This is a genomic window from Streptomyces sp. SGAir0957, from assembly GCF_043523415.1.
Genome location: NZ_CP027293.1, coordinates 5,724,550 through 5,743,164 on the forward strand (window position 1 = coordinate 5,724,550; position 18,615 = coordinate 5,743,164).

Here is an 18,615-nt window from a genome sequence, read left to right on the forward strand (position 1 = left end):
GGGGCTTTCGCTTATCCGGGTGACGTCGCTCGGAAGCCCTTCCCGGAACCGGATCCTCCGGGCCAAGGTGGGTGTCAGGCGATCAGTCGCGAACGCAACTGGTCGGCACGACACGGGGGTTCAAGCACATGCGTACGTTCATGCACAGTCCTACGACCATGCCAATCGCCTTCACCGTCGGCGTCGCCGCGGCGGTGCTCGGGGCCATGGCCCTGCCGGCCGCTCCGGCCGCGGCGGCGCCACCGACGCTCGGCGCCTGCGGGGCGGGGGAGCTCTGCCTCTGGGGGAAGACCCAGTTCAAGGGCGCCCGGCACACCTACGAGCTGTCCGGGATCGACATCGAGAGCTGCGTCGCGCTGCCGGAGGGGAGCAGCGCGGCGTCGCTCGCGAATCGCACCGGCCGCCCCGTCACCACCTACCAGTCCGCGGAGTGCGGGGAGACCGGGGAGTTCCAGACCTACCCCGGCAGTGGTACCTGGGAACCGGAATCGCCGTACCGGGCCCGCGCGTTCAAGGTGTGGGAGAGATGACGACACCGGGGCGCCGGTGATTGACGGGGGCAGACGGGGTACTCGAAGCATCGCCCGAGTCCGGACGAGCTCGAGGAGTGATGATGGCGGGCTTCAGCCACAGCACGCGCAAGTACCCCCGTTCACGCGGCCGCACAGGATCGCGGAGCGGGCCGGACCGCGCGTCGCTCGCGATCATCGGCCTCGTCAGCGCGATCGCCGGATTCTTCGCTCTGGGCATCCTGCTGGGTCCGGTCGCCCTGGTCTGCGGTTGGCTGGCCATGGGGCGTCGCTGGACCGGCACGCAGTCCGTGCCGGCGCTGGTCGCCGTCGTCCTCGGCGCCATCGACACGCTGCTCGCGGTCGTATGGCTCGCCTCGGCGACCGGCTCCGCCGCGGGCGGACTGTTCTGACCCCGAGCACGACCGACTGACCGCTCCCGACGACCAGCTCGACGCGACCCCGACCACCTTGCCGGGGCCCGCGCCGCGCTGAACGGCGGGGTCGGGCGACCGGGTTCGGGTAACCGGGTTCGGCCGATGTCGAGCGGCTGCCCCAGCCCCAATCCGCTCGCCGGAGGCGAACCGCTCGGCCCTACCCGGCCGAAGCCGTGCGGCCCGCCCCAGCCCCAACCCGCTCGCCGGAGGCGAACCGCTCGGCCCTACCCGGCCGAAGCCGTGCGGCCCGCCCCCGGCACCAATCCGCTCGCCGGAGGCGAACCGCTCGGCTCCACCCGGCCGAAGCCGTGCGGCCCGCCCCAGCCCCAACCCGCTCGCCGGAGGCGAACCGCTCGGCTCCACCCGGCCGAAGCCGTGCGGCCCGCCCCCGGCACCAACCCGCTAACCCCTACGCATCGCCCCCCGCGGCCCCGGGGTCGGCCGAGGCCACGTCCAGCAGCTGGTAGCGGTCGATGGCCTGCTTGAGGACCGAGCGGTCGACCTTGCCCTCGCGGGCCAGCTCCGTGAGGACCCCGACGACGACCGACTGGGCGTCGATGTGGAAGAAGCGGCGGGCGGCGCCCCGGGTGTCGGCGAAGCCGAAGCCATCGGCTCCGAGCGACTGGTACGTGCCGGGGACCCAGCGGGAGATCTGGTCGGGCACGGACCGCATCCAGTCGGAGACCGCGACGAAGGGGCCTTGGGCGCCGGACAGCTTCCGCGTGATGTACGGCGTGCGCTGCTCCTCCTCGGGGTGGAGCAGGTTGTGGCGCTCCACCTCCACGGCCTCGCGGCGCAGTTCGTTCCAGGAGGTGGCGGACCAGACGTCGGCCCGCACGTTCCATTCCTGGGCGAGGATCTGCTGGGCCTCGATCGCCCAGGGGACGCCGACGCCCGAGGCCATGATCTGCGCGGGGATCTCACCGGAGGTGCCCGTGCTGATGCGGTGGATGCCCTTGAGGATGCCCTCGACGTCGACGTCGGCGGGTTCCGCGGGGTGCTGGATCGGCTCGTTGTAGACGGTGAGGTAGTAGAAGACGTCCTCGCCGGGCTTGCCGTCGGCCGTCGGGCCGTACATGCGGCGCAGGCCGTCCTTGACGATGTGGGCGATCTCGTAGCCGTACGCCGGGTCGTAGGCGACGCAGGCGGGGTTGGTCGAGGCCAGGAGCTGGGAGTGGCCGTCGGCGTGCTGGAGGCCCTCGCCGGTCAGGGTCGTTCGGCCGGCGGTCGCGCCGAGGACGAAACCGCGCGCCAGCTGGTCGGACATCTGCCAGAACTGGTCGCCGGTCCGCTGGAAACCGAACATCGAATAGAAGACGTAGACAGGGATGAGGGGTTCGCCATGCGTCGCGTATGCGGAACCGGCCGCGATCAGCGAAGCCGTGCAGCCCGCCTCGGAGATGCCGTCGTGGAGCATCTGGCCGGTCGGCGACTCCTTGTAGGCGAGGAGGAGGTCGCGGTCGACGGACTCGTACTGCTGGCCGAGCGGGTTGTAGATCTTCGCGCTCGGGAAGAAGGAGTCCATGCCGAAGGTGCGGTACTCGTCGGGCGCGATCAGCACGAAGCGCTTGCCGATCTCCTTGTCCCGCATGAGGTCCTTCAGGAGCCGGACGAACGCCATGGTGGTGGCGATCGACTGCTGCCCGGAGCCCTTCTTGACCGTGGCGTACGCCTTGTCCTCCGGCAGCTGGAGCGGTTTCGCGCGCACGACGCGGGTCGGCACGTAGCCGCCACATGCCTTGCGGCGGTCGTGCATGTACTGGATCTCCTCGCTGTCGCGGCCGGGGTGGTAGTACGGCGGGGCGCCGCCCTCCAGCTGCGCGTCGGAGATCGGGATGTGCAGCCGGTCGCGGAAGCCCTTGAGGTCGTCGACGGTCAGCTTCTTCATCTGGTGCGTGGCGTTGCGCCCCTCGAAGTTCGGGCCGAGGGTCCACCCCTTGACCGTCTGCGCGAGGATGACCGTCGGCTGGCCCTTGTGCTCCTTGGCCGCCGTGAACGCGGCGAAGATCTTCTTGTGGTCGTGACCGCCGCGGCCCAGGTGGAGGATCTGGTCGTCGGTCATGTTCTCGACCATGGCGCGCAGCCGGTGGTCGTCGCCGAAGAAGTGCTCGCGGATGTACGAGCCGGGCTCGGTGGCGTAGGTCTGGAACTGGCCGTCGGGCGTGGTGTTCAACTTGTTGACCAGGACGCCGTCGCGGTCCTGCGCGAGCAGCGGGTCCCAACTGCGGTCCCAGACCAGCTTGATGACGTTCCAGCCGGCGCCGCGGAACTGGGACTCCAGCTCCTGGATGATCTTTCCGTTGCCGCGCACCGGGCCGTCGAGCCGCTGCAGGTTGCAGTTGACGACGAAGGTGAGGTTGTCCAGGCCCTCACGGGCGGCGATGGAGAGCTGGCCGAGCGACTCGGGCTCGTCCATCTCGCCGTCGCCGAGGAACGCCCACACGTGCGAGGCGGAGGTGTCCGCGACGCCGCGCGCCTCCATGTAGCGGTTCATCCGGGCCTGGAAGATCGCGCCCAGCGGGCCGAGGCCCATGGAGACGGTCGGGAATTCCCAGAAGTCCGGCATGAGGCGCGGGTGCGGATACGAGGAGAGTCCGTTCGGCGCCTTCGACTTCTCCTGGCGGAAGGCGTCGAGCTGGTCCTCGGTGAGGCGGTCCAGGAGGTAGGCGCGGGCGTAGATGCCGGGCGAGGCGTGCCCTTGGAAGAAGATCTGGTCGCCGCCGCGGCCGTCGTCCTTGCCGCGGAAGAAGTGGTTGAAGCCGACGTCGTACAGCGACGCCGAGGACGCGAACGTGGCGATGTGGCCACCGACGCCGATGCCGGGGCGCTGCGCGCGGGAGACCATCACCGCGGCGTTCCAGCGGGTGGCGTTGAGGACCTTGCGCTCGATCTCCTCGTTGCCGGGGAAGAAGGGCTCGTCCTTGGTGGCGATCGTGTTGATGTAGTCCGTGCTGCGCATCTCGGGCACGGCCACGCGCTTCTCGCGGGCCCGCTCGATCAGTCGGAGCATCAGGTAGCGGGCTCGCTCGCGGCCGCGCTGGTCGACCGCGGCGTCGAGGGAGTCGAGCCACTCCTGTGTCTCCTCCGGATCGAAGTCCGGGACCTGACTGGGAAGACCGCCAATGATGATCGGGTTGCGATCGGATCCGGAAACCACGCTGTTCCTTCACTGTCGGTGATGCCGCTCTCGGTGGTGCACTGCCGACGATGCCACTGCCGGCACCACCGGGGGCGGTGCTTCGGGCGGTGCACGGTCGGCCGTCCACGGTCGGTCGTGCGTCGCCCACTGTCGCGTACGCCGTCGGGGTACACCCTGGTCCATCGTGTACCTCGGAATCGGAATCGTCATCTCTGTGCGAAGCAAATCGGCGGGGCGGTTACGCTCGGTGTCGGCGCAGGGCGGGCAAACCCGGCAGAATGCTGTGGCGTACATCACCGGCCTGCGGGAATCCTTGACAGGAGTTGTGGTGGCACAGCCTGGAACGTCACCGTTTCGGCGGTCTCGACGGCCGGGTACTTGCGCGATCCGTCGCGCACGTGTGGACTACGGCCAACGCTTCGCGCGTGCGCGAAGCTAAGACAACTTCGTAAACATGATCAGGAGGCAATCCGTGAGCGCGACCGCGGACCACGCGGAGACGAACCTTGCCGCAAGGCTTGGTTTCCAGACCGACATGGTGGTCCAGGAGATCGGCTACGACGAGGACGTCGATCAGGAGCTCCGTGAGGCCATCGAGGCCACAACCGCCACAGAGCTCGTCGACGAGGACTATGACGACGTGGCTGATGCCGTGGTGCTCTGGTTCCGTGAGGACGACGGGGACCTTACTGATGCGCTGGTGGACACCACCACGTACATCGAAGACGGCGGTTACATCCTGCTTCTGACGCCGAAGACCGGGCGGGACGGGTACGTCGAGCCGAGCGAGATCGGTGAGGCCGCCACGACCGCCGGGCTCTCGCAGACCAAGGGCGTCAGCGTGGGCAAGGACTGGACCGGGAGCAGGCTGGTGACGCCCAAGACGGCCGCCAAGAAGCGGTAGACCGTCCCGGCGGGACCGGAAGGACCCGGGAGACCCCAGAGGAGGCCCCGCGGGCACACACGTGCGCCCGCGGGGCCTCCCGCATGCGCGGCTCCCGGCTCCGGCCTCCGCATGGGGCCTTCCGTATCCGGCTTCCATGCCCGGCCTTCCATGCCCAACCTTCCGGACCCGGCCTTCCGGACCCGCCCTCCGTACCCAGATATCCCCAGACCTCCGGGCCGTCGTGAACGGTGTCGGGCCCCGCCAACTAGGGTGAAGCCACCCGAACAGCCCCATCGAAGGGAAGCTTCACCATGGCGATCGAGGTCGGCAGCAAGGCCCCGGACTTCGAGCTCAAGAACCAGCACGGCGAGACCGTGAAGCTCTCGGACTTCCGCGGAGAGAAGAGCGTGGTGCTGCTCTTCTACCCGTTCGCTTTCACCGGGGTCTGCACCGGCGAGCTGTGCGCCCTGCGCGACGAGCTGCCGAAGTTCGTCAACGACGACGTGCAGCTGCTCGCGGTGTCGAACGACTCCCCGTTCACGCTGCGGGTCTTCGCCGAGCAGGAGGGCCTGGAGTACCCGCTCCTGAGCGACTTCTGGCCGCACGGCGAGGCGTCGCGCGCGTACGGCGTCTTCGACGAGGAGAAGGGCTGCGCGGTGCGCGGCACCTTCATCATCGACAAGGAGGGCGTGGTCCGCTGGACCGTCGTGAACGGCCTCCCGGACGCCCGTGACCTGAACGAGTACGCGAAGGCGCTCGAAGCCCTGTAAAGCGGTTCTTCCGGATTCTCGGGGTACGACACCCGGTGGGAACCTCGCCGGGGCGGGAACCCCTCACTAGGATCCAGACGTTGATCCGATACAAGACGCACTACGGGGCTCCCCGCCCCTACAGACCATAGGGAGGACTCGTGGGAGTCAGCCTCAGCAAGGGCGGCAACGTATCGCTGAGCAAGGAGGCCCCTGGCCTCACAGCGGTCGTCGTGGGCCTGGGTTGGGACGTCCGCACCACCACCGGTACGGACTTCGACCTGGACGCCAGCGCCATCCTGACCAGCGCCGAGGGCAAGGTCCGCAACGACAAGGACTTCGTGTTCTTCAACAACCTGAAGAGCGCGGACGGCTCGGTCGAGCACACCGGCGACAACCTGACCGGTGAGGGCGAGGGCGACGACGAGCAGGTCAAGGTCGACCTTTCGGCGGTCCCGGCCGACGTGGACAAGATCGTGTTCCCGGTCTCGATCTACGACGCCGAGAACCGGCAGCAGTCCTTCGGCCAGGTGCGCAACGCCTTCATCCGCGTCGTGAACCAGACGGGCGGCGCCGAGATCGCCCGCTACGACCTGTCCGAGGACGCCTCGACCGAGACCGCGATGGTCTTCGGCGAGCTGTACCGGAACGGGGCGGAGTGGAAGTTCCGCGCCGTCGGCCAGGGCTACGCCTCGGGCCTGCGCGGCATCGCGCAGGACTTCGGCGTCAACGTCTGAGCCGACAGCAGCCCCACGGGCGATCGCCGTACGGGCAGTCACCGCCCGGGCGGTCGCACCACGCTCACCCGTCCGGCGCCGCACTCCAGCAGTGCGGCGCCGGACGCGCTCGACCACAGCACCGTCATACACGCGGGGAGGACCAGGGATCATGGGCGTCACGCTCGCCAAGGGAGGCAATGTCTCCCTCTCCAAGGCCGCACCGAACCTCACGCAGGTCCTGGTCGGGCTCGGCTGGGACGCACGTTCCACCACCGGGGCCGATTTCGACCTGGACGCCAGTGCGCTGCTGTGCAGCGGCGGCCGGGTGATGGGCGACGAATGGTTCATCTTCTACAACCAGCTCACGAGCCCGGACGGCTCGGTCGAGCACACCGGGGACAACCTGACGGGTGAGGGCGAGGGTGACGACGAGTCGCTCATCGTGGACCTGTCCAAGGTCCCGGCCACCTGCGACAAGATCATTTTTCCGGTCTCGATCCACGACGCGGACAACCGCGGACAGACCTTCGGCCAGGTGAGCAACGCGTTCATCCGCGTGGTCAACCAGGCGGACGGCCAGGAGCTCGCCCGCTACGACCTCTCCGAGGACGCCTCCACCGAGACCGCGATGATCTTCGGCGAGCTCTACCGGTACGGCGGCGAGTGGAAGTTCCGTGCAGTGGGCCAGGGGTACGCGTCCGGACTGCGCGGCATCGCTCTAGACTTCGGAGTCAACGTTTCCTAAAGCGTTGATAAAGCCGTGCACGGAGCGGGGGAGCCCCGTACAACCAGCACGGGGAAACCCGTACACACGATGGGGTAGTCAGTGGTTCTGAAAACCTTCGGCTGGTCGTTCGCGATCACCGTGCTCGGATTGATCGCCGCGGTGTTCTACGACGGATGGACGGCGCTCGGCCTCGTCGCGATCCTGGCGATCATGGAGATCTCGCTCTCCTTCGACAACGCGGTGGTCAACGCCGGAATCCTGAAGAAGATGAATGCCTTCTGGCAGAAGATCTTCCTCACGATCGGTGTGCTCATCGCCGTCTTCGGCATGAGGTTGATCTTCCCCGTCGTGATCGTCGCGATCAGCGCGAAGATGGGCCCGGTCGAGGCCGTCGACCTCGCGTTCAACCAGCCGGACCGCTACCAGCAGCTGGTCACCGACGCGCACCCGTCCATCGCCGCCTTCGGTGGCATGTTCCTGCTCATGATCTTCCTCGACTTCATCTTCGAGGACCGGGACATCAAGTGGCTCGGCTGGCTGGAGCGCCCGCTCGCCAAGCTCGGCAAGGTCGACATGCTGTCGGTCTGCATCGCGCTGATCGTGCTCCTGATCTGCTCCATGACCTTCGCGATCCACGCCCACCAGCACGGTGGCGTGCACGCCGACAAGCAGTCCACGGTGCTCATCTCCGGTGTCGCCGGTCTGATCACGTACCTCGTCGTCGGCGGGCTCTCCAGCTTCTTCGAGAACCGTCTGGAGGAAGAGGAGGAGCGCGAGCACGAGGAGGAGGAACGGGCCGCCCGTGAGGGCAAGCCCAAGTCGGCGGTGGTCCTCGCCGGCAAGGCCGCGTTCTTCATGTTCCTCTACCTGGAGGTCCTGGACGCGTCGTTCTCCTTCGACGGCGTGATCGGCGCCTTCGCCATCAGCAACGACATCGTCATCATGGCGCTCGGCCTCGGCATCGGCGCCATGTACGTCCGTTCGCTCACCGTCTACCTGGTCCGCCAGGGCACGCTCGACGACTACGTCTATCTGGAGCACGGCGCGCACTACGCGATCGGCGCCCTGGCCGTGATCCTGCTCGTCACGATCCGCTACGAGATCAACGAGATCATCACCGGCCTCATCGGCGTCGTCCTCATCGCCTGGTCGTTCTTCTCCTCGGTGCGCCGCAACCAGCGCCTCGCGGCCGAGGAGGGCACCGCGGGCAGTCCGGACAAGAGCGAGGTCTCCTCAGGGGTCTGAGAAGACGGCCCTGACCTGGGACGATGAGCCCGGGGTTTTAGTCCGGGCACAATCCTGGAACGCTCTGAACGGGGCGGTCGCACGAGGCAAGGTCCTCCCGCGACCGCCCCGTTCGGCGTGAACGGCATGATCGGCATGAACAGGCGACGCGGCATCGGCAGTTGGGGGCGGCATGTCCTTGTGGGACAAGATCTGGCGGGGCGGTTCCGCGCAGTTCGATTTCGATTCGGGCAGCGCGGCGACCAATTCCATCGAACTCACCAAACGACATCCGGTCGTCTCGCTCTCCAAGCAGGGCGCGGAGACCGGCAACCTCCGGGTCAACCTGTCCTGGCGGATGCGGACCTCGGACATCGGCGGGTTCGAGAAGAACAGCCTGATACGGCATCCGTTCAGCATGTTCAAACCGGACGTCGTGCAGGCGCACACCCAGTCCATGGTCAACGTCGACCTGGACCTCGGCTGCCTCTACGAGCTGGCCGACGGCGACAAAGGGGTCGTACAGCCGCTCGGCAGTTTCTTCGGCTCGCTCAACGCGCCGCCGTACGTGAAGCTCAGCGGGGACGACCGGTTCGGCTCGGCGTCCGGCGAGACCATCTACGTCAACCTCGACCACCGCGACGCCATCAAACGGCTGCTGATCTTCGTCTACATCTACGACCAGACCCCGGCCTTCGACCGTACGCACGCGATCGTGACGCTGTACCCGAGCAACGGCCCGCGCATCGAGATCAGCCTCGACGAGCGCGCGCCGCAGGCCCGCTCCTGCGCCGTCGTCTCCATCGAGAACGTCAAGGGCGACCTGGTGGTGCGGCGCGAGGTCAAGTTCGTCTACGGGTTCCAGGCCGAGCTGGACCGGCTGTACGGCTGGGGGCTGCAGTGGGGCCGCGGCTACAAGTCCAAGGTGGGGGAGAGCTAGCCGTCCGCGCGCCCGTCGCGCCGACCCGGCACCCGTAGCTGCTCAGCGCCCGATGAACTGCGGGCCCTGCGGCGGCAGCCGGAACTCCGGGTCGGGCTGGGCCGCGACCGGCTGCGGATAGCCGTACGCGGGCTGGGAGGGCGGGGCCGGCTGCGCCGCGGGCTGCGGCGGATACCCGTACGACGGCGGCTGCTGGGGCGGCAACGGGAACGACGGGGCGGGGGCCGCCTGCGCGGGGTGGGCCGCGGGCACGGTCGGCGCGGTCGTGTCGGGGCCGGAGGAGGCCGGTGCGGAGCCGGTCGGCGGGTGCGGGCCCGGTGCGGGCGGGTTCGGCACGGGCGGGTTCGGCGCGGGCTCCGCGGCGGCCGACTCGTCGACCGAGATGCCGAAGTCCGTGGCGAGCCCGACCAGGCCGTTCGAGTAGCCCTCGCCGACGGCGCGCAGCCGCCAGCCGTCGCCGCGCCGGTACAGCTCGCCGCAGATCATCGCGGTCTCCGCGCCCGTCTCCGGCTTGATGTCGAAGTGGGCGAGCGGTTCGGCGCCCTCGGCCGTGGCGTCGTACACGAACATCCGCAGCGCCTGCACGTGCTCGAACGCGACCTCGTCGGCGGAGGCCGTGAAGAGGATGCGGGTGATTTCGTGCGGCATCCCCGCGAGGTCCGCCTGGAGGGTGTCCGTCATGCCCTCGGGCACGCGCTTCTGGCCGAGCCGCCAGACCTTGCCCGAGGGGTGGCGCGGCTGGTTGTAGAAGACGAAGTCCTCGTCGGAGCGGACCTTGCCGTCGGCGCCGAGGAGCAGCGCGGAGGCGTCCACCGCGGGTACGCCCTGCCCGGGGGTCCAGCGGAGCACGGCGCGTACCGCCGTGGCGTCGAGCGGGACGTTCGCCCCCTTGAGCATCGCGTGCGTCATACGGTCATCCTGCCTTCCCGCGGTGGGCCGGGACAACGCGGGGTACTCGCGTGTGCGGGGCGTTCTCGCGCCCCTGGGAGGGCACGGGCCGGGCGGCACGGCGTCCGACATCCACGGGTTACCAGGATTTCATTGCACCCGGGAACTGTTGACACACGTTTGTACGTACTATTACCGGCCACATCAAGCCGGGCGGCCCAGGGATCACAGGGGGAACTTATGCGTCATTTCGGGCACATTGCGCCTGAGGTGCGGGAACGCCTGTTCCACCAGGAGCCGCAGCTCTTCGGTGCGGACTCCCCGCCCCGCCTGCTCTCCGCAGCGCTCGGCGCCACCCTCTACAGCCCCGCCACCCGGCCCCGCCTCGCCGACGACGTGCTCAAGCAGGCCCGGCGCGGCGTCGTCTCCATGGTGCTGTGCCTGGAGGACTCGATCGGCGACGGGGAGGTGAGCGGCGCCGAGGACAACCTGGTGCGCCAGTTCACCGACCTCGCCGCGCGGGAGACCGAGACGCCGCTGCTCTTCATCCGCGTCCGCGAACCGCGGCAGATCACCGACCTGGCCCACCGCCTCGGCCCCGCCGTCGCGCTGCTGTCCGGATTCGTACTGCCGAAGTTCACGGAGGAGCGGGGCGTTCCGTTCCTGGAGGCGCTCACCGCCGCCGAGGCCGCCGCCGGACGCAGGCTCTTCGCCATGCCCGTCCTGGAGTCGCCCGAGCTGCTGCACCTTGAGACGCGCACCGAGACCCTCGACGGGATCGCCCGCACCGTCGACAAGTACCGCGACCGGGTCCTCGCGCTGCGCCTCGGCGTCACCGACTTCTGTTCGGCGTACGGACTGCGCAGGCCGCCCGACATGACCGCGTACGACGTCCAGATCGTCGCCTCCGTCATCGGCGACGTCGTCAACCGCCTCGGCCGGGCCGACGGCACCGGCTTCACCGTGACCGGCCCCGTCTGGGAGTACTTCCGCCACCAGGAACGCATGTTCAAACCGCAGCTGCGCCGCAGCCCCTTCCTCGAGGAGGGCGCCGAACCGCTGCGCGAGGCGCTGATCCAGCACGACCTGGACGGACTGCTGCGCGAGATCGAGATGGACCGGGCCAACGGGCTGCTCGGCAAGACCTGCATCCACCCCACCCATGTCCTGCCCGTGCACGCGCTCTCCGTCGTCAGCCACGAGGAGTACAGCGACGCCCAGGACATCCTGCGGCCCGAGCGGGGCGGCGGCGGGGTCCTCAGGTCGGCGTACACGAACAAGATGAACGAGGTGAAGCCGCACCGCGCCTGGGCCGAGCGGACGCTGCAGCGCGCGGAGGCGTTCGGGGTGGCGCGCGAGGACGTCGGGTTCGTGGAGCTGCTCACGGCGGGGCTGCCCGCATGAGCGAGGGCGTCATTCAGGCAAGGGCAGCAAGTGAAGCAAGGGCAGCAAAGGCGGCAAGGGCAGCAAAGGCAGCGAGAGCAGCAAGTGAAGCAAGGGAAGCAAGGGACATAGAAAACAAAGTGAACACCGTGTGGTCGGGTACGTGGGTCGCCGAGCGGCTCGGCGTCGAGCTGGCCGGTGACCAGGGGCTGACCGAACTTCTCGGGCTCGCCCTGCGCCGCAACCCCAAGCGCGCGCATCTGCTCGTGTCGAACGTCCTCGGCAAGCATGTGCCGCAGCGCCCCTCGGTGATATGGCACGCGGGGCGTGAACTGGGCCTGCGGGTAAGGGAGTTGCTGGGTGAGGAGGCGGCGGCCCGCGCCGTCGTCCTCGGGTACGCCGAGACCGCGACGGGCCTCGGCCACTCGGTCGCCGACGGCCTCGCGCTCGCGCCGTACCTGCACTCCACGCGCCGCCCCGTCGACGGGGTGGCCTGCGCGGGCGGCTTCGAGGAGTCCCACTCGCACGCCACCTCCCATCTGCTGCTGCCCGAGGACCCGGAGCTGCTCGCCGGGGACGGGCCGCTGGTCCTCGTCGACGACGAGTTCTCCACCGGCAACACGGTCCTGAACACCATCCGGGCTCTGCACGGGCTGCACGCCCGCGCGCACTACGTCATCGTCGCGCTCGTCGACATGCGCTCGCCCGGCGACCAGGGGCGGCTCGACGCCTTCGCGGAGGAGATCGGCGCCCGCGTCGACCTGGTGGTCGGGGCGCAGGGCTCGGTGCGGCTGCCCGAGGGCGTCCTGGAGAAGGGGCAGGCGCTCGTCGCCGCCCATGAAGGGGCGGACGTGCCCGCGGCCCGGCGCGAGCGGGGCGAGATCGTCCGCGTCGGCGACCTCGGCTGGCCGGCCGGGGTGCCGGACGGCGGACGCCACGGTTTCACCCCGGCCCACCGGGCCCGCCTCGAAGCGGCGCTGCCCGCCCTGGCCGAACGGCTCGCGCCGCACGCGCGCGGCCGCGTACTCGTCCTGGGCAACGAGGAGTTGATGTACGCGCCGCTGCGCCTCGCCACCGCGCTCGAGGCGACCGGTGCCGACGTCTCCTGCTCCACGACGACCCGCTCGCCGGTCCTCGCCGTCGACGACCCCGGGTACGCGATCCGCACCCGCCTCGTCTTCCCGGCACACGACGCGCCGGCCGACGGGCCCGGCGAACGGTACGCGTACAACGTGGCGGGCGGCGGCTTCGACACGGTCGTCGTCGTGCTCGACTCGGTCGGCGACCGGGCCGAACTCGGCGCGCCCGGCGGCCTGTTGGAGCGGGTGGCCGAGCACGCGGACCGGGTGGTCGTGGTCGTGCTGCCCTCGTACGTGCCGAGCGGAACCGGCGCAGCCGACGCGGCTGTGCAGGAAAGGACCCCGATGTCGTTGCCCGAGCCGCTGCGCGGCCCCGCCTTCTCCTCGTACGCGCCCGAGGAGGTCGGCTGGCTGCTGCAGGACCTCTCGGACGTGACCCTGGAGGCGCCGACCGAGGAGCGCGAGGAGGCCATCCAGAGCGGGGGCGCGCACTACGCGGAGTCGCTGCCGGTCGAGTACCAGCCCAGCCCGCGGTACCAGGAGTTGTTCCACGCCGCGCTCGACGCGTCCGCCGAGCGGATCGCCCGCGCGGTGGGCGTCGTCACGGAGACCGTGCTCGCCGAGCGGTCGCCGCGCCCGGTCCTGGTCTCGCTCGCCCGCGCCGGGACGCCGGTCGGGGTGCTCATGCGGCGCTGGGCACTGCGGCGCCACGGCCTGGAGCTGCCGCACTACGCGGTCTCCATCGTGCGCGGCCGGGGCATCGACGCGAACGCGCTGCGCTGGCTCGCCGCGCACCACGACCCGGCCGACGTCGTCTTCGTCGACGGATGGACGGGGAAGGGGGCGATCACCCGCGAACTGGCGGCGGCGGTCGCCGGGTTCGAGGGCTTCGATCCCGAGATCGCCGTGCTCGCCGACCCCGGTTCCTGCGTACGGACGTACGGGACGCGCGAGGACTTCCTCATACCCTCGGCCTGCCTCAACTCGACCGTCTCCGGGCTGATATCGCGCACCGTCCTGCGCTCCGACCTCGTCGGCCCCGATGACTTCCACGGCGCCAAGTTCTACGCGGAGCTGGCCGGTGCGGACGTGTCGCGGCACTTCCTCGACGTGGTCGAGGAGCGCTTCGAGGCCGTGCGCGACGCCGTCGACGCCGACGTCAAGGACATGCTCGGCGCCGACCGCGCGCCGACCTGGGAGGGCTGGGCCGCCGTCGAGCGGATCAGCGAGGAGTACGGCATCCACGACGTCAACCTCGTCAAGCCCGGGGTCGGCGAGACCACGCGGGTGCTGCTGCGCCGCGTCCCGTGGAAGATCCTGGCGCGCGCCGGCGCCGGAGCCGACCTCGCGCACGTACGGCTGCTCGCGGAACAGCGCGGGGTGCCGGTCGAGGAGGTCGCCGAACTCCCGTACACCTGCGTCGGACTGATCCACCCGCGCTACACGCGCGGGGCGACGGGCGGGGACGGCAAGGCGGTGGCGGCGAAGTGAGTGCTGCCCCCGCGCGGACGGTCGTCGCGAGCGACCTCGACCGCACCCTCATCTACTCGGCCGGCGCGCTCGGCCTGACCATGCCCGACGCGCTCGCCCCCCGGCTGCTCTGCGTCGAGGTGTACGAGTCCAGGCCCCTGTCGTACGTCACCGAGGACGCGGCCGCGCTGCTCGTGGAGCTGGCGCGCCGGGCGGTGTTCGTGCCGACGACCACGCGGACGCGGGAACAGTACGGGCGGGTGCGGCTGCCGGGGCCGGTGCCCCGGTACGCGATCTGCGCCAACGGGGGACACCTCCTCGTCGACGGGGTGTCCGACCCGGAGTGGAGTGCGGCGGTCGCCGCGCGGATCGAGGCGGGGTGCGCGCCGCTGGCCGAGGTGCGGGCGCGGATGGTCGCCTCGGCGGACCCGGCGTGGCTGCTGAAGGAACGCGTCGCCGAGGATCTCTTCGCCTACCTCGTGGTCGACCGGGCCCTGCTGCCGCCCGGCTGGGTCAAGGAACTCGCCGCGTGGGCGGACGGGGTCGGCTGGAGCGTCTCCCTCCAGGGCCGCAAGGTCTACGCCGTCCCGAAGCCGCTGACCAAGGGCGCGGCGGTGCGGGAAGTGGCCCGCAGAACCGGCGCGGAGCGCACCCTGGGCGCGGGCGATTCCCTCCTGGACGCGGACCTGCTGCGAGCGGTGACCCGGGCCTGGCGCCCCGCCCACGGCGAACTGGCGGAGGTGGGCTGGACGATGCCCGGCCTGACGGTGCTCGCGGAGAGCGGGGTGCTGGCGGGGGAGGCGGTGCTGCGCGGGTTCCTGGCGGAGCTGTGAGGTGAACCCGGGTGCCGTACGGACCGGCCCCGGGTTCCTGACGGAGCTGTGAGGTGAACCCGGGTGCCGTACGGGCCGGCCCCGGGTTCCCGTGCGCCGGAGGCTAGCCGCAGCAGCCGCCCCCGCAGCAGCCACCGCCACCGCCGCCCCCCGGCGAAGGGGCCGGGGACGGGGTCGCGGCGCCCGTCACCGCCACCGTCGACAGGAGTTTCACCGTGTCCTCGTGGCCTGCCGGACAGGGCGTCGGGGCCGAGGACTGGGACATGGGGCGACGGAGTTCGAACGTGTCGCCGCAGGTGCGGCAGCGGTATTCGTAGCGAGGCATGGGTCGAGGTTACGGGGTCGGGTCGGCCCGCAGCGAGAGGTCGAGGAGTTCCAGCATCGCCGTGTAGGCGCCGTCCGCGTCCCGGTCCCGTACGCGCGCCGCGACCTCGGCGTGGGCGGGGAGCGGGTGGGGGTGCGGGCCCGCGTGGACCCGTGCGCCGCGGGCGGTGAGGGGCGGGGCCAGGACCTGGGACAACCGGGCGAAGAAACGGTTGCCCGAGGCCGTGAGGAGCGCGGTGTGGAACGCGACGTCGGCGCGCGCGGCCAGCCGCGCGTGCGCGGGCTGCGCCAGGCGCTCCGCCTCGGCCATCGCCGCGAGCGACGCCTCCAGCGCGGCCAGGTCGTCGGGGGAGCGGAACTGCGCGGCGAGCGCGGCGGCGGACGGCTCGACGGCGCGGCGCAGCTCGTACAGGTCGGGGAAGAGGCCGACGGGGCCGAGCGGCTCGTGGGTCAGGGTCCAGCGCAGGACGTCGGCGTCCAGGACGTTCCACTCGGCGCGGGGCAGGACCCGGTGCGCGGCGTCCACGACGCCCTTCGCCGCGAGGACCCGTACCGCCTCGCCGAGGACCGGTTCGATGAAGTCCAGCTCGGCGGCGAGCGACGGTGGCCGCAGACGGCGCCCGACATCGTACGCACCGTCCGTGATGCGGCGGGCCAGCGTCTCGACCGCGGCGCGGTGCACGTCGTGCCCGTGCGGCAGCGGCGGGGAGCTGGTCATGCGGAGCAGGCTCGCACGGCTGCCCGGGTGAGATCAATTCGCCCTGGAGAGCGCCTGGTTGGCCGGGAGGCGGTGCGCCCGGGTCAGGCCCCGCCGCGCTCCTCGCGGATCCGCGTCACGACCCGGGCCGCCGTCTCCCGCACCGCCTCCGTCTCCGTGAGGAAGTGCCAGTAGTCGGGGTGGCGGCCCTCCAGGCCCTCGACGGCACGGTCGAGGCGGGCCACGGCGTCGTCGAGCGGGCGGGCGTGGCGCGGGTCCGGTGTGGAGCGGCCCGCCATGGCGAGGCGCTGCGCGTCCCGGATCGCGAACCGGGTGCGCTCGATCTCCTGCTGCGGGTCCTTGGACACCGCGTTCAGCCGGTGCAGCCGGTCGGAGGCGGCGGAGACCGACTCGTCCGTCGTGTTGAGCAGCGCCCGCACGGTGGACAGCAGTGACGTGGCGTCGGGCCAGCGCTGCTCGTCGCGCGCGGCGCGGGCCTCGGCGAGCTTGGTCTCGGCCTGCCGCACGTTCTCCGCGGCCAGGTCCGGTACGCGCTGGAGGTCCTGCCAGCACGCCGCGGTGAACCGGCGCCGCAGCTCGCTGAGGACCGGCTCGACCTGCCCCGCGCGCGTCGTGAGCGCCTGCGCCCGGGTGCGCAGCGAGACGAGGCGCCGGTCGATCTCGGCGGCCCGCTCGGGCAGCCGCTCGGCCTCGGCCCGCACGGACTCGGCGTCCCGCGCGACCCGCTCGGCACGCTCCAGCGTCTCCGGCACACCGTGCCGGCCCGCCCCCTGGTTCAGCTTGGTCAGCTCGGGGCCGAGCGCGGCGAGCCGGCCCGCGAGGTCGTCGGCCTTGAGCCCGGCCGCGCGGACCGTGTCCAGGGCCGTCGTCGCGGCGAGCAGTGCCTGCCGGGCGCGCTCCACGGACGGGGCGAGCCGCGCCAGCTGCGTCTCCGCCTTGCCGAGCAGCGGGCCGAGCCCCTGCGCGAACCGGTCCAGGTCCTGCCTGGTCCGGGTCAGCTGGTCCTTGGCCTGCGTCAGATCGGCCCGCGCACGCGCCGCGACGCTCGCCTCCAGATCGTCCCGGTCCAGGTCATGGGCGTCGACCGCGCTGATGTACTGCGCGCTGACCTCGTCGATCCGGGTCCCCAGCCGCTGGAAGTCGCCGACGGCGCGGCGCGCGGCGGGGGAGTCGTCGACCGCGGTGATCGTCTCTATCGAGATGCGCAGGTCCCGCTGGGCGGTGTCGAGGTCGTAGAACGCGGCCGCCGCGGCGTCCTTCGCCGCCTGCGCCTCCGCCCGCTGGGACTCGGCACGGCCGCCGAACCACTTACGGGTGCCGCCACCGGCGAAGGCGCCGAGCGTCGCCGCCGCGAGCAGGGGCAGCGGCAGCAGCGTCAGGACAAGAAGATCGTGCAGGGGGCGCGGGCGCGGGCGGGGGTGGGAACGGGGGCGGGTGTCGCGCCGGTCGCGCGGATCGGCCCCGGTCATGGTCGGGCGCACCTTGCCGGGGCGCTCGTTCTTCGCCGTCGTCACCAACCACTCCCCGTGCTGCCCGTGCCGTCGTCCGCCCTGACCGATGTCCATTCTCCCACCGGTCAAGGGCGAACACACGAGCCGGTCAGTCCGCGGTGCGCAGCGTGATCCTCGCGTCCTGGGTGCGGGCCGTGATCCGGTGCGCGCTGGCCGCGTCGCGGGGGACCGACACGTCGACGCGGCCGTCGTCGGTGTGCGTGTCCACCCGGTACGTCGCGGAGCCGGGCAGTTCGACCGTCAGCGACCCGTCGTCACTGGTGGCGTCGAGCCGGTCGGGGGCCGTGCGCAGGGCGAGGTGCGCGGAACCGTCCTTCGTGTGCAACGAGACCTGCCGTGCGTCCACGCCCGAGGCGCGCAGCGACCCGTCGTCGCCGCGCAGCCGCAGCGGCCCGGAGACGTTCTCCACGCGCACCGAACCGTCCTTCGTCGCGATGTCGAGGCCCTGGTCGAAGCCGCTCGCGCGGACGCGGCCGTCGTCGTTGCGGACGACCACGGCGACGCCGCGCGGCACCTCCACGCGGTGGCGCGCCGAGCAGTCGGCGATGAAGCCGCCGCAGTGCAGGCGCAGGGTCAGCCGGTCCTCGTCCGCCTGCCACCTCCACGTCACCTTCGGATCGGAGCCGATCACCGTGGAGCCCTTGAACCAGCGGGTCACCTCGACCTTGTCGCTGTCGCCCGGGACCAGTTCGAGGGCGGCGTCGTCCGAGTCGACGGTGAGAGTGCGGCCCTGCAATGCGAAGGCGCGGTGGTCCGGGTGGTCGTCGTCGGAGGCGTCGGCTCCGCAGGCCGTGGCCGTGGCGGCGAGGGCGGCGACGGCTGCTGCGGCGGCGAGACCGCGGGCGGCACGGGTGCCAGGGGCGGTACGGGCGCCCCGGGCCGTACGGGTGCCCCGGGTGGTGCGGGACGGTCGGGCGGTCATGGCTAACTCCCCCTGCGGCGGCTGGTCTTGCCTCGGCTCGTGCTCTGCTGCCGCCCGGCTCCCGTGATGCGGGGCCGGTGGCCGGCACCCCATGAACGTACGGCGGCGCGAGGCCCCCACGGGATGCGGCCGGCCACCGGATCGCGGGTGGGGTTAA

17 protein-coding genes are annotated in these 18,615 nt (G+C 71.2%); 11 read left to right on the plus strand and 6 right to left on the minus strand.

The annotated features are described in order from the left end of the window. Positions 1-158 precede the first annotated feature (158 nt). Positions 159-530, plus strand: coding sequence for a peptidase inhibitor family I36 protein (locus C1N81_RS30510; protein ID WP_394434474.1), 372 nt, complete (start codon positions 159-161; stop codon positions 528-530). A gap of 83 nt (positions 531-613) precedes the next feature. Next, a complete protein-coding gene (locus tag C1N81_RS30515) occupies positions 614-922 on the plus strand; it encodes a small hydrophobic protein (protein ID WP_394438323.1) in 309 nt (102 codons plus the stop codon). Positions 923-1,355: 433 nt separating this feature from the next. Here the strand turns inward: C1N81_RS30515 and aceE are convergent, their stop codons facing one another. Then, complete coding sequence (aceE, locus tag C1N81_RS30520) at positions 1,356-4,103, minus strand: pyruvate dehydrogenase (acetyl-transferring), homodimeric type (RefSeq protein ID WP_394434476.1); 2,748 nt, start codon at positions 4,101-4,103, stop codon at positions 1,356-1,358. Positions 4,104-4,557: 454 nt separating this feature from the next. On the opposite strand from aceE, the gene C1N81_RS30525 reads away from it, so the two are divergent. The 6 genes from C1N81_RS30525 to C1N81_RS30550 all read left to right on the plus strand — a co-directional run bounded on the left by C1N81_RS30525 (position 4,558) and on the right by C1N81_RS30550 (position 9,330). Next, the gene (locus C1N81_RS30525) at positions 4,558-4,989 is read left to right on the plus strand and encodes a DUF3052 domain-containing protein (protein ID WP_394434478.1); all 432 of its coding nucleotides are present in this window, start codon (positions 4,558-4,560) and stop codon (positions 4,987-4,989) included. A 293-nt stretch (positions 4,990-5,282) separates the two neighbouring features. Further along, positions 5,283-5,741, plus strand: a complete 459-nt coding sequence (locus C1N81_RS30530) for a peroxiredoxin (RefSeq protein ID WP_394434479.1) — start codon at positions 5,283-5,285, stop codon at positions 5,739-5,741. Between the two features lie 140 nt (positions 5,742-5,881). Then, complete coding sequence (locus C1N81_RS30535) at positions 5,882-6,457, plus strand: TerD family protein (protein ID WP_394434481.1); 576 nt, start codon at positions 5,882-5,884, stop codon at positions 6,455-6,457. A gap of 151 nt (positions 6,458-6,608) precedes the next feature. Further along, complete coding sequence (locus tag C1N81_RS30540; protein WP_363191440.1) at positions 6,609-7,184, plus strand: TerD family protein; 576 nt, start codon at positions 6,609-6,611, stop codon at positions 7,182-7,184. 81 nt (positions 7,185-7,265) lie between these two features. Beyond that, entirely contained in the window at positions 7,266-8,411 is a 1,146-nt protein-coding gene (locus tag C1N81_RS30545; RefSeq protein ID WP_394434484.1) for a DUF475 domain-containing protein, read from the plus strand. A gap of 172 nt (positions 8,412-8,583) precedes the next feature. After that, positions 8,584-9,330 (plus strand): TerD family protein, encoded by a 747-nt coding sequence (locus C1N81_RS30550; RefSeq protein WP_394434486.1) that lies wholly within the window; start codon positions 8,584-8,586, stop codon positions 9,328-9,330. Positions 9,331-9,372: 42 nt separating this feature from the next. Here C1N81_RS30550 and C1N81_RS30555 read toward each other — a convergent pair whose 3' ends face one another. Beyond that, the gene (locus C1N81_RS30555) at positions 9,373-10,239 is read right to left on the minus strand and encodes a TerD family protein (RefSeq protein ID WP_394434488.1); all 867 of its coding nucleotides are present in this window, start codon (positions 10,237-10,239) and stop codon (positions 9,373-9,375) included. Between the two features lie 219 nt (positions 10,240-10,458). On the opposite strand from C1N81_RS30555, the gene C1N81_RS30560 reads away from it, so the two are divergent. From C1N81_RS30560 to C1N81_RS30570, 3 genes are all read left to right on the plus strand, one after another. After that, complete coding sequence (locus C1N81_RS30560; RefSeq protein ID WP_394434490.1) at positions 10,459-11,622, plus strand: HpcH/HpaI aldolase/citrate lyase family protein; 1,164 nt, start codon at positions 10,459-10,461, stop codon at positions 11,620-11,622. 119 nt (positions 11,623-11,741) lie between these two features. Beyond that, a complete protein-coding gene (locus tag C1N81_RS30565) occupies positions 11,742-14,171 on the plus strand; it encodes a phosphoribosyltransferase (RefSeq protein WP_394434492.1) in 2,430 nt (809 codons plus the stop codon). Positions 14,172-14,251: 80 nt separating this feature from the next. Then, entirely contained in the window at positions 14,252-14,983 is a 732-nt protein-coding gene (locus C1N81_RS30570) for an HAD family hydrolase (RefSeq protein WP_394438325.1), read from the plus strand. Between the two features lie 103 nt (positions 14,984-15,086). Here the strand turns inward: C1N81_RS30570 and C1N81_RS30575 are convergent, their stop codons facing one another. The 4 genes from C1N81_RS30575 to C1N81_RS30590 form a co-directional block, all read right to left on the minus strand. Next, complete coding sequence (locus tag C1N81_RS30575) at positions 15,087-15,308, minus strand: FmdB family zinc ribbon protein (protein ID WP_394434494.1); 222 nt, start codon at positions 15,306-15,308, stop codon at positions 15,087-15,089. 9 nt (positions 15,309-15,317) lie between these two features. Further along, a complete protein-coding gene (locus C1N81_RS30580) occupies positions 15,318-16,025 on the minus strand; it encodes a FadR/GntR family transcriptional regulator (protein WP_394434496.1) in 708 nt (235 codons plus the stop codon). A gap of 83 nt (positions 16,026-16,108) precedes the next feature. Beyond that, entirely contained in the window at positions 16,109-17,494 is a 1,386-nt protein-coding gene (locus C1N81_RS30585; RefSeq protein ID WP_394438327.1) for a coiled-coil domain-containing protein, read from the minus strand. Positions 17,495-17,624: 130 nt separating this feature from the next. Beyond that, the gene (locus C1N81_RS30590; RefSeq protein ID WP_394434498.1) at positions 17,625-18,458 is read right to left on the minus strand and encodes a DUF4097 family beta strand repeat-containing protein; all 834 of its coding nucleotides are present in this window, start codon (positions 18,456-18,458) and stop codon (positions 17,625-17,627) included. Positions 18,459-18,615 lie beyond the last annotated feature (157 nt).

What these genes read in the sequence shown, in the direction of transcription:
- C1N81_RS30510 (WP_394434474.1), top strand. Translation starts at nt 159, where the DNA reads ATGCCAATCGCCTTCACCGTCGGCGTCGCCGCGGCGGTGCTCGGGGCC.
- C1N81_RS30515 (WP_394438323.1), top strand. Translation starts at nt 614, where the DNA reads ATGGCGGGCTTCAGCCACAGCACGCGCAAGTACCCCCGTTCACGCGGC.
- C1N81_RS30530 (WP_394434479.1), top strand. Translation starts at nt 5,283, where the DNA reads ATGGCGATCGAGGTCGGCAGCAAGGCCCCGGACTTCGAGCTCAAGAAC.
- C1N81_RS30540 (WP_363191440.1), top strand. Translation starts at nt 6,609, where the DNA reads ATGGGCGTCACGCTCGCCAAGGGAGGCAATGTCTCCCTCTCCAAGGCC.
- C1N81_RS30550 (WP_394434486.1), top strand. Translation starts at nt 8,584, where the DNA reads ATGTCCTTGTGGGACAAGATCTGGCGGGGCGGTTCCGCGCAGTTCGAT.
- C1N81_RS30555 (WP_394434488.1), bottom strand. Translation starts at nt 10,239, where the DNA reads ATGACGCACGCGATGCTCAAGGGGGCGAACGTCCCGCTCGACGCCACG.
- C1N81_RS30560 (WP_394434490.1), top strand. Translation starts at nt 10,459, where the DNA reads ATGCGTCATTTCGGGCACATTGCGCCTGAGGTGCGGGAACGCCTGTTC.
- C1N81_RS30570 (WP_394438325.1), top strand. Translation starts at nt 14,252, where the DNA reads ATGCCCGACGCGCTCGCCCCCCGGCTGCTCTGCGTCGAGGTGTACGAG.
- C1N81_RS30575 (WP_394434494.1), bottom strand. Translation starts at nt 15,308, where the DNA reads ATGCCTCGCTACGAATACCGCTGCCGCACCTGCGGCGACACGTTCGAA.
- C1N81_RS30580 (WP_394434496.1), bottom strand. Translation starts at nt 16,025, where the DNA reads ATGACCAGCTCCCCGCCGCTGCCGCACGGGCACGACGTGCACCGCGCC.
- C1N81_RS30585 (WP_394438327.1), bottom strand. Translation starts at nt 17,494, where the DNA reads ATGACCGGGGCCGATCCGCGCGACCGGCGCGACACCCGCCCCCGTTCC.
- C1N81_RS30590 (WP_394434498.1), bottom strand. Translation starts at nt 18,458, where the DNA reads ATGACCGCCCGACCGTCCCGCACCACCCGGGGCACCCGTACGGCCCGG.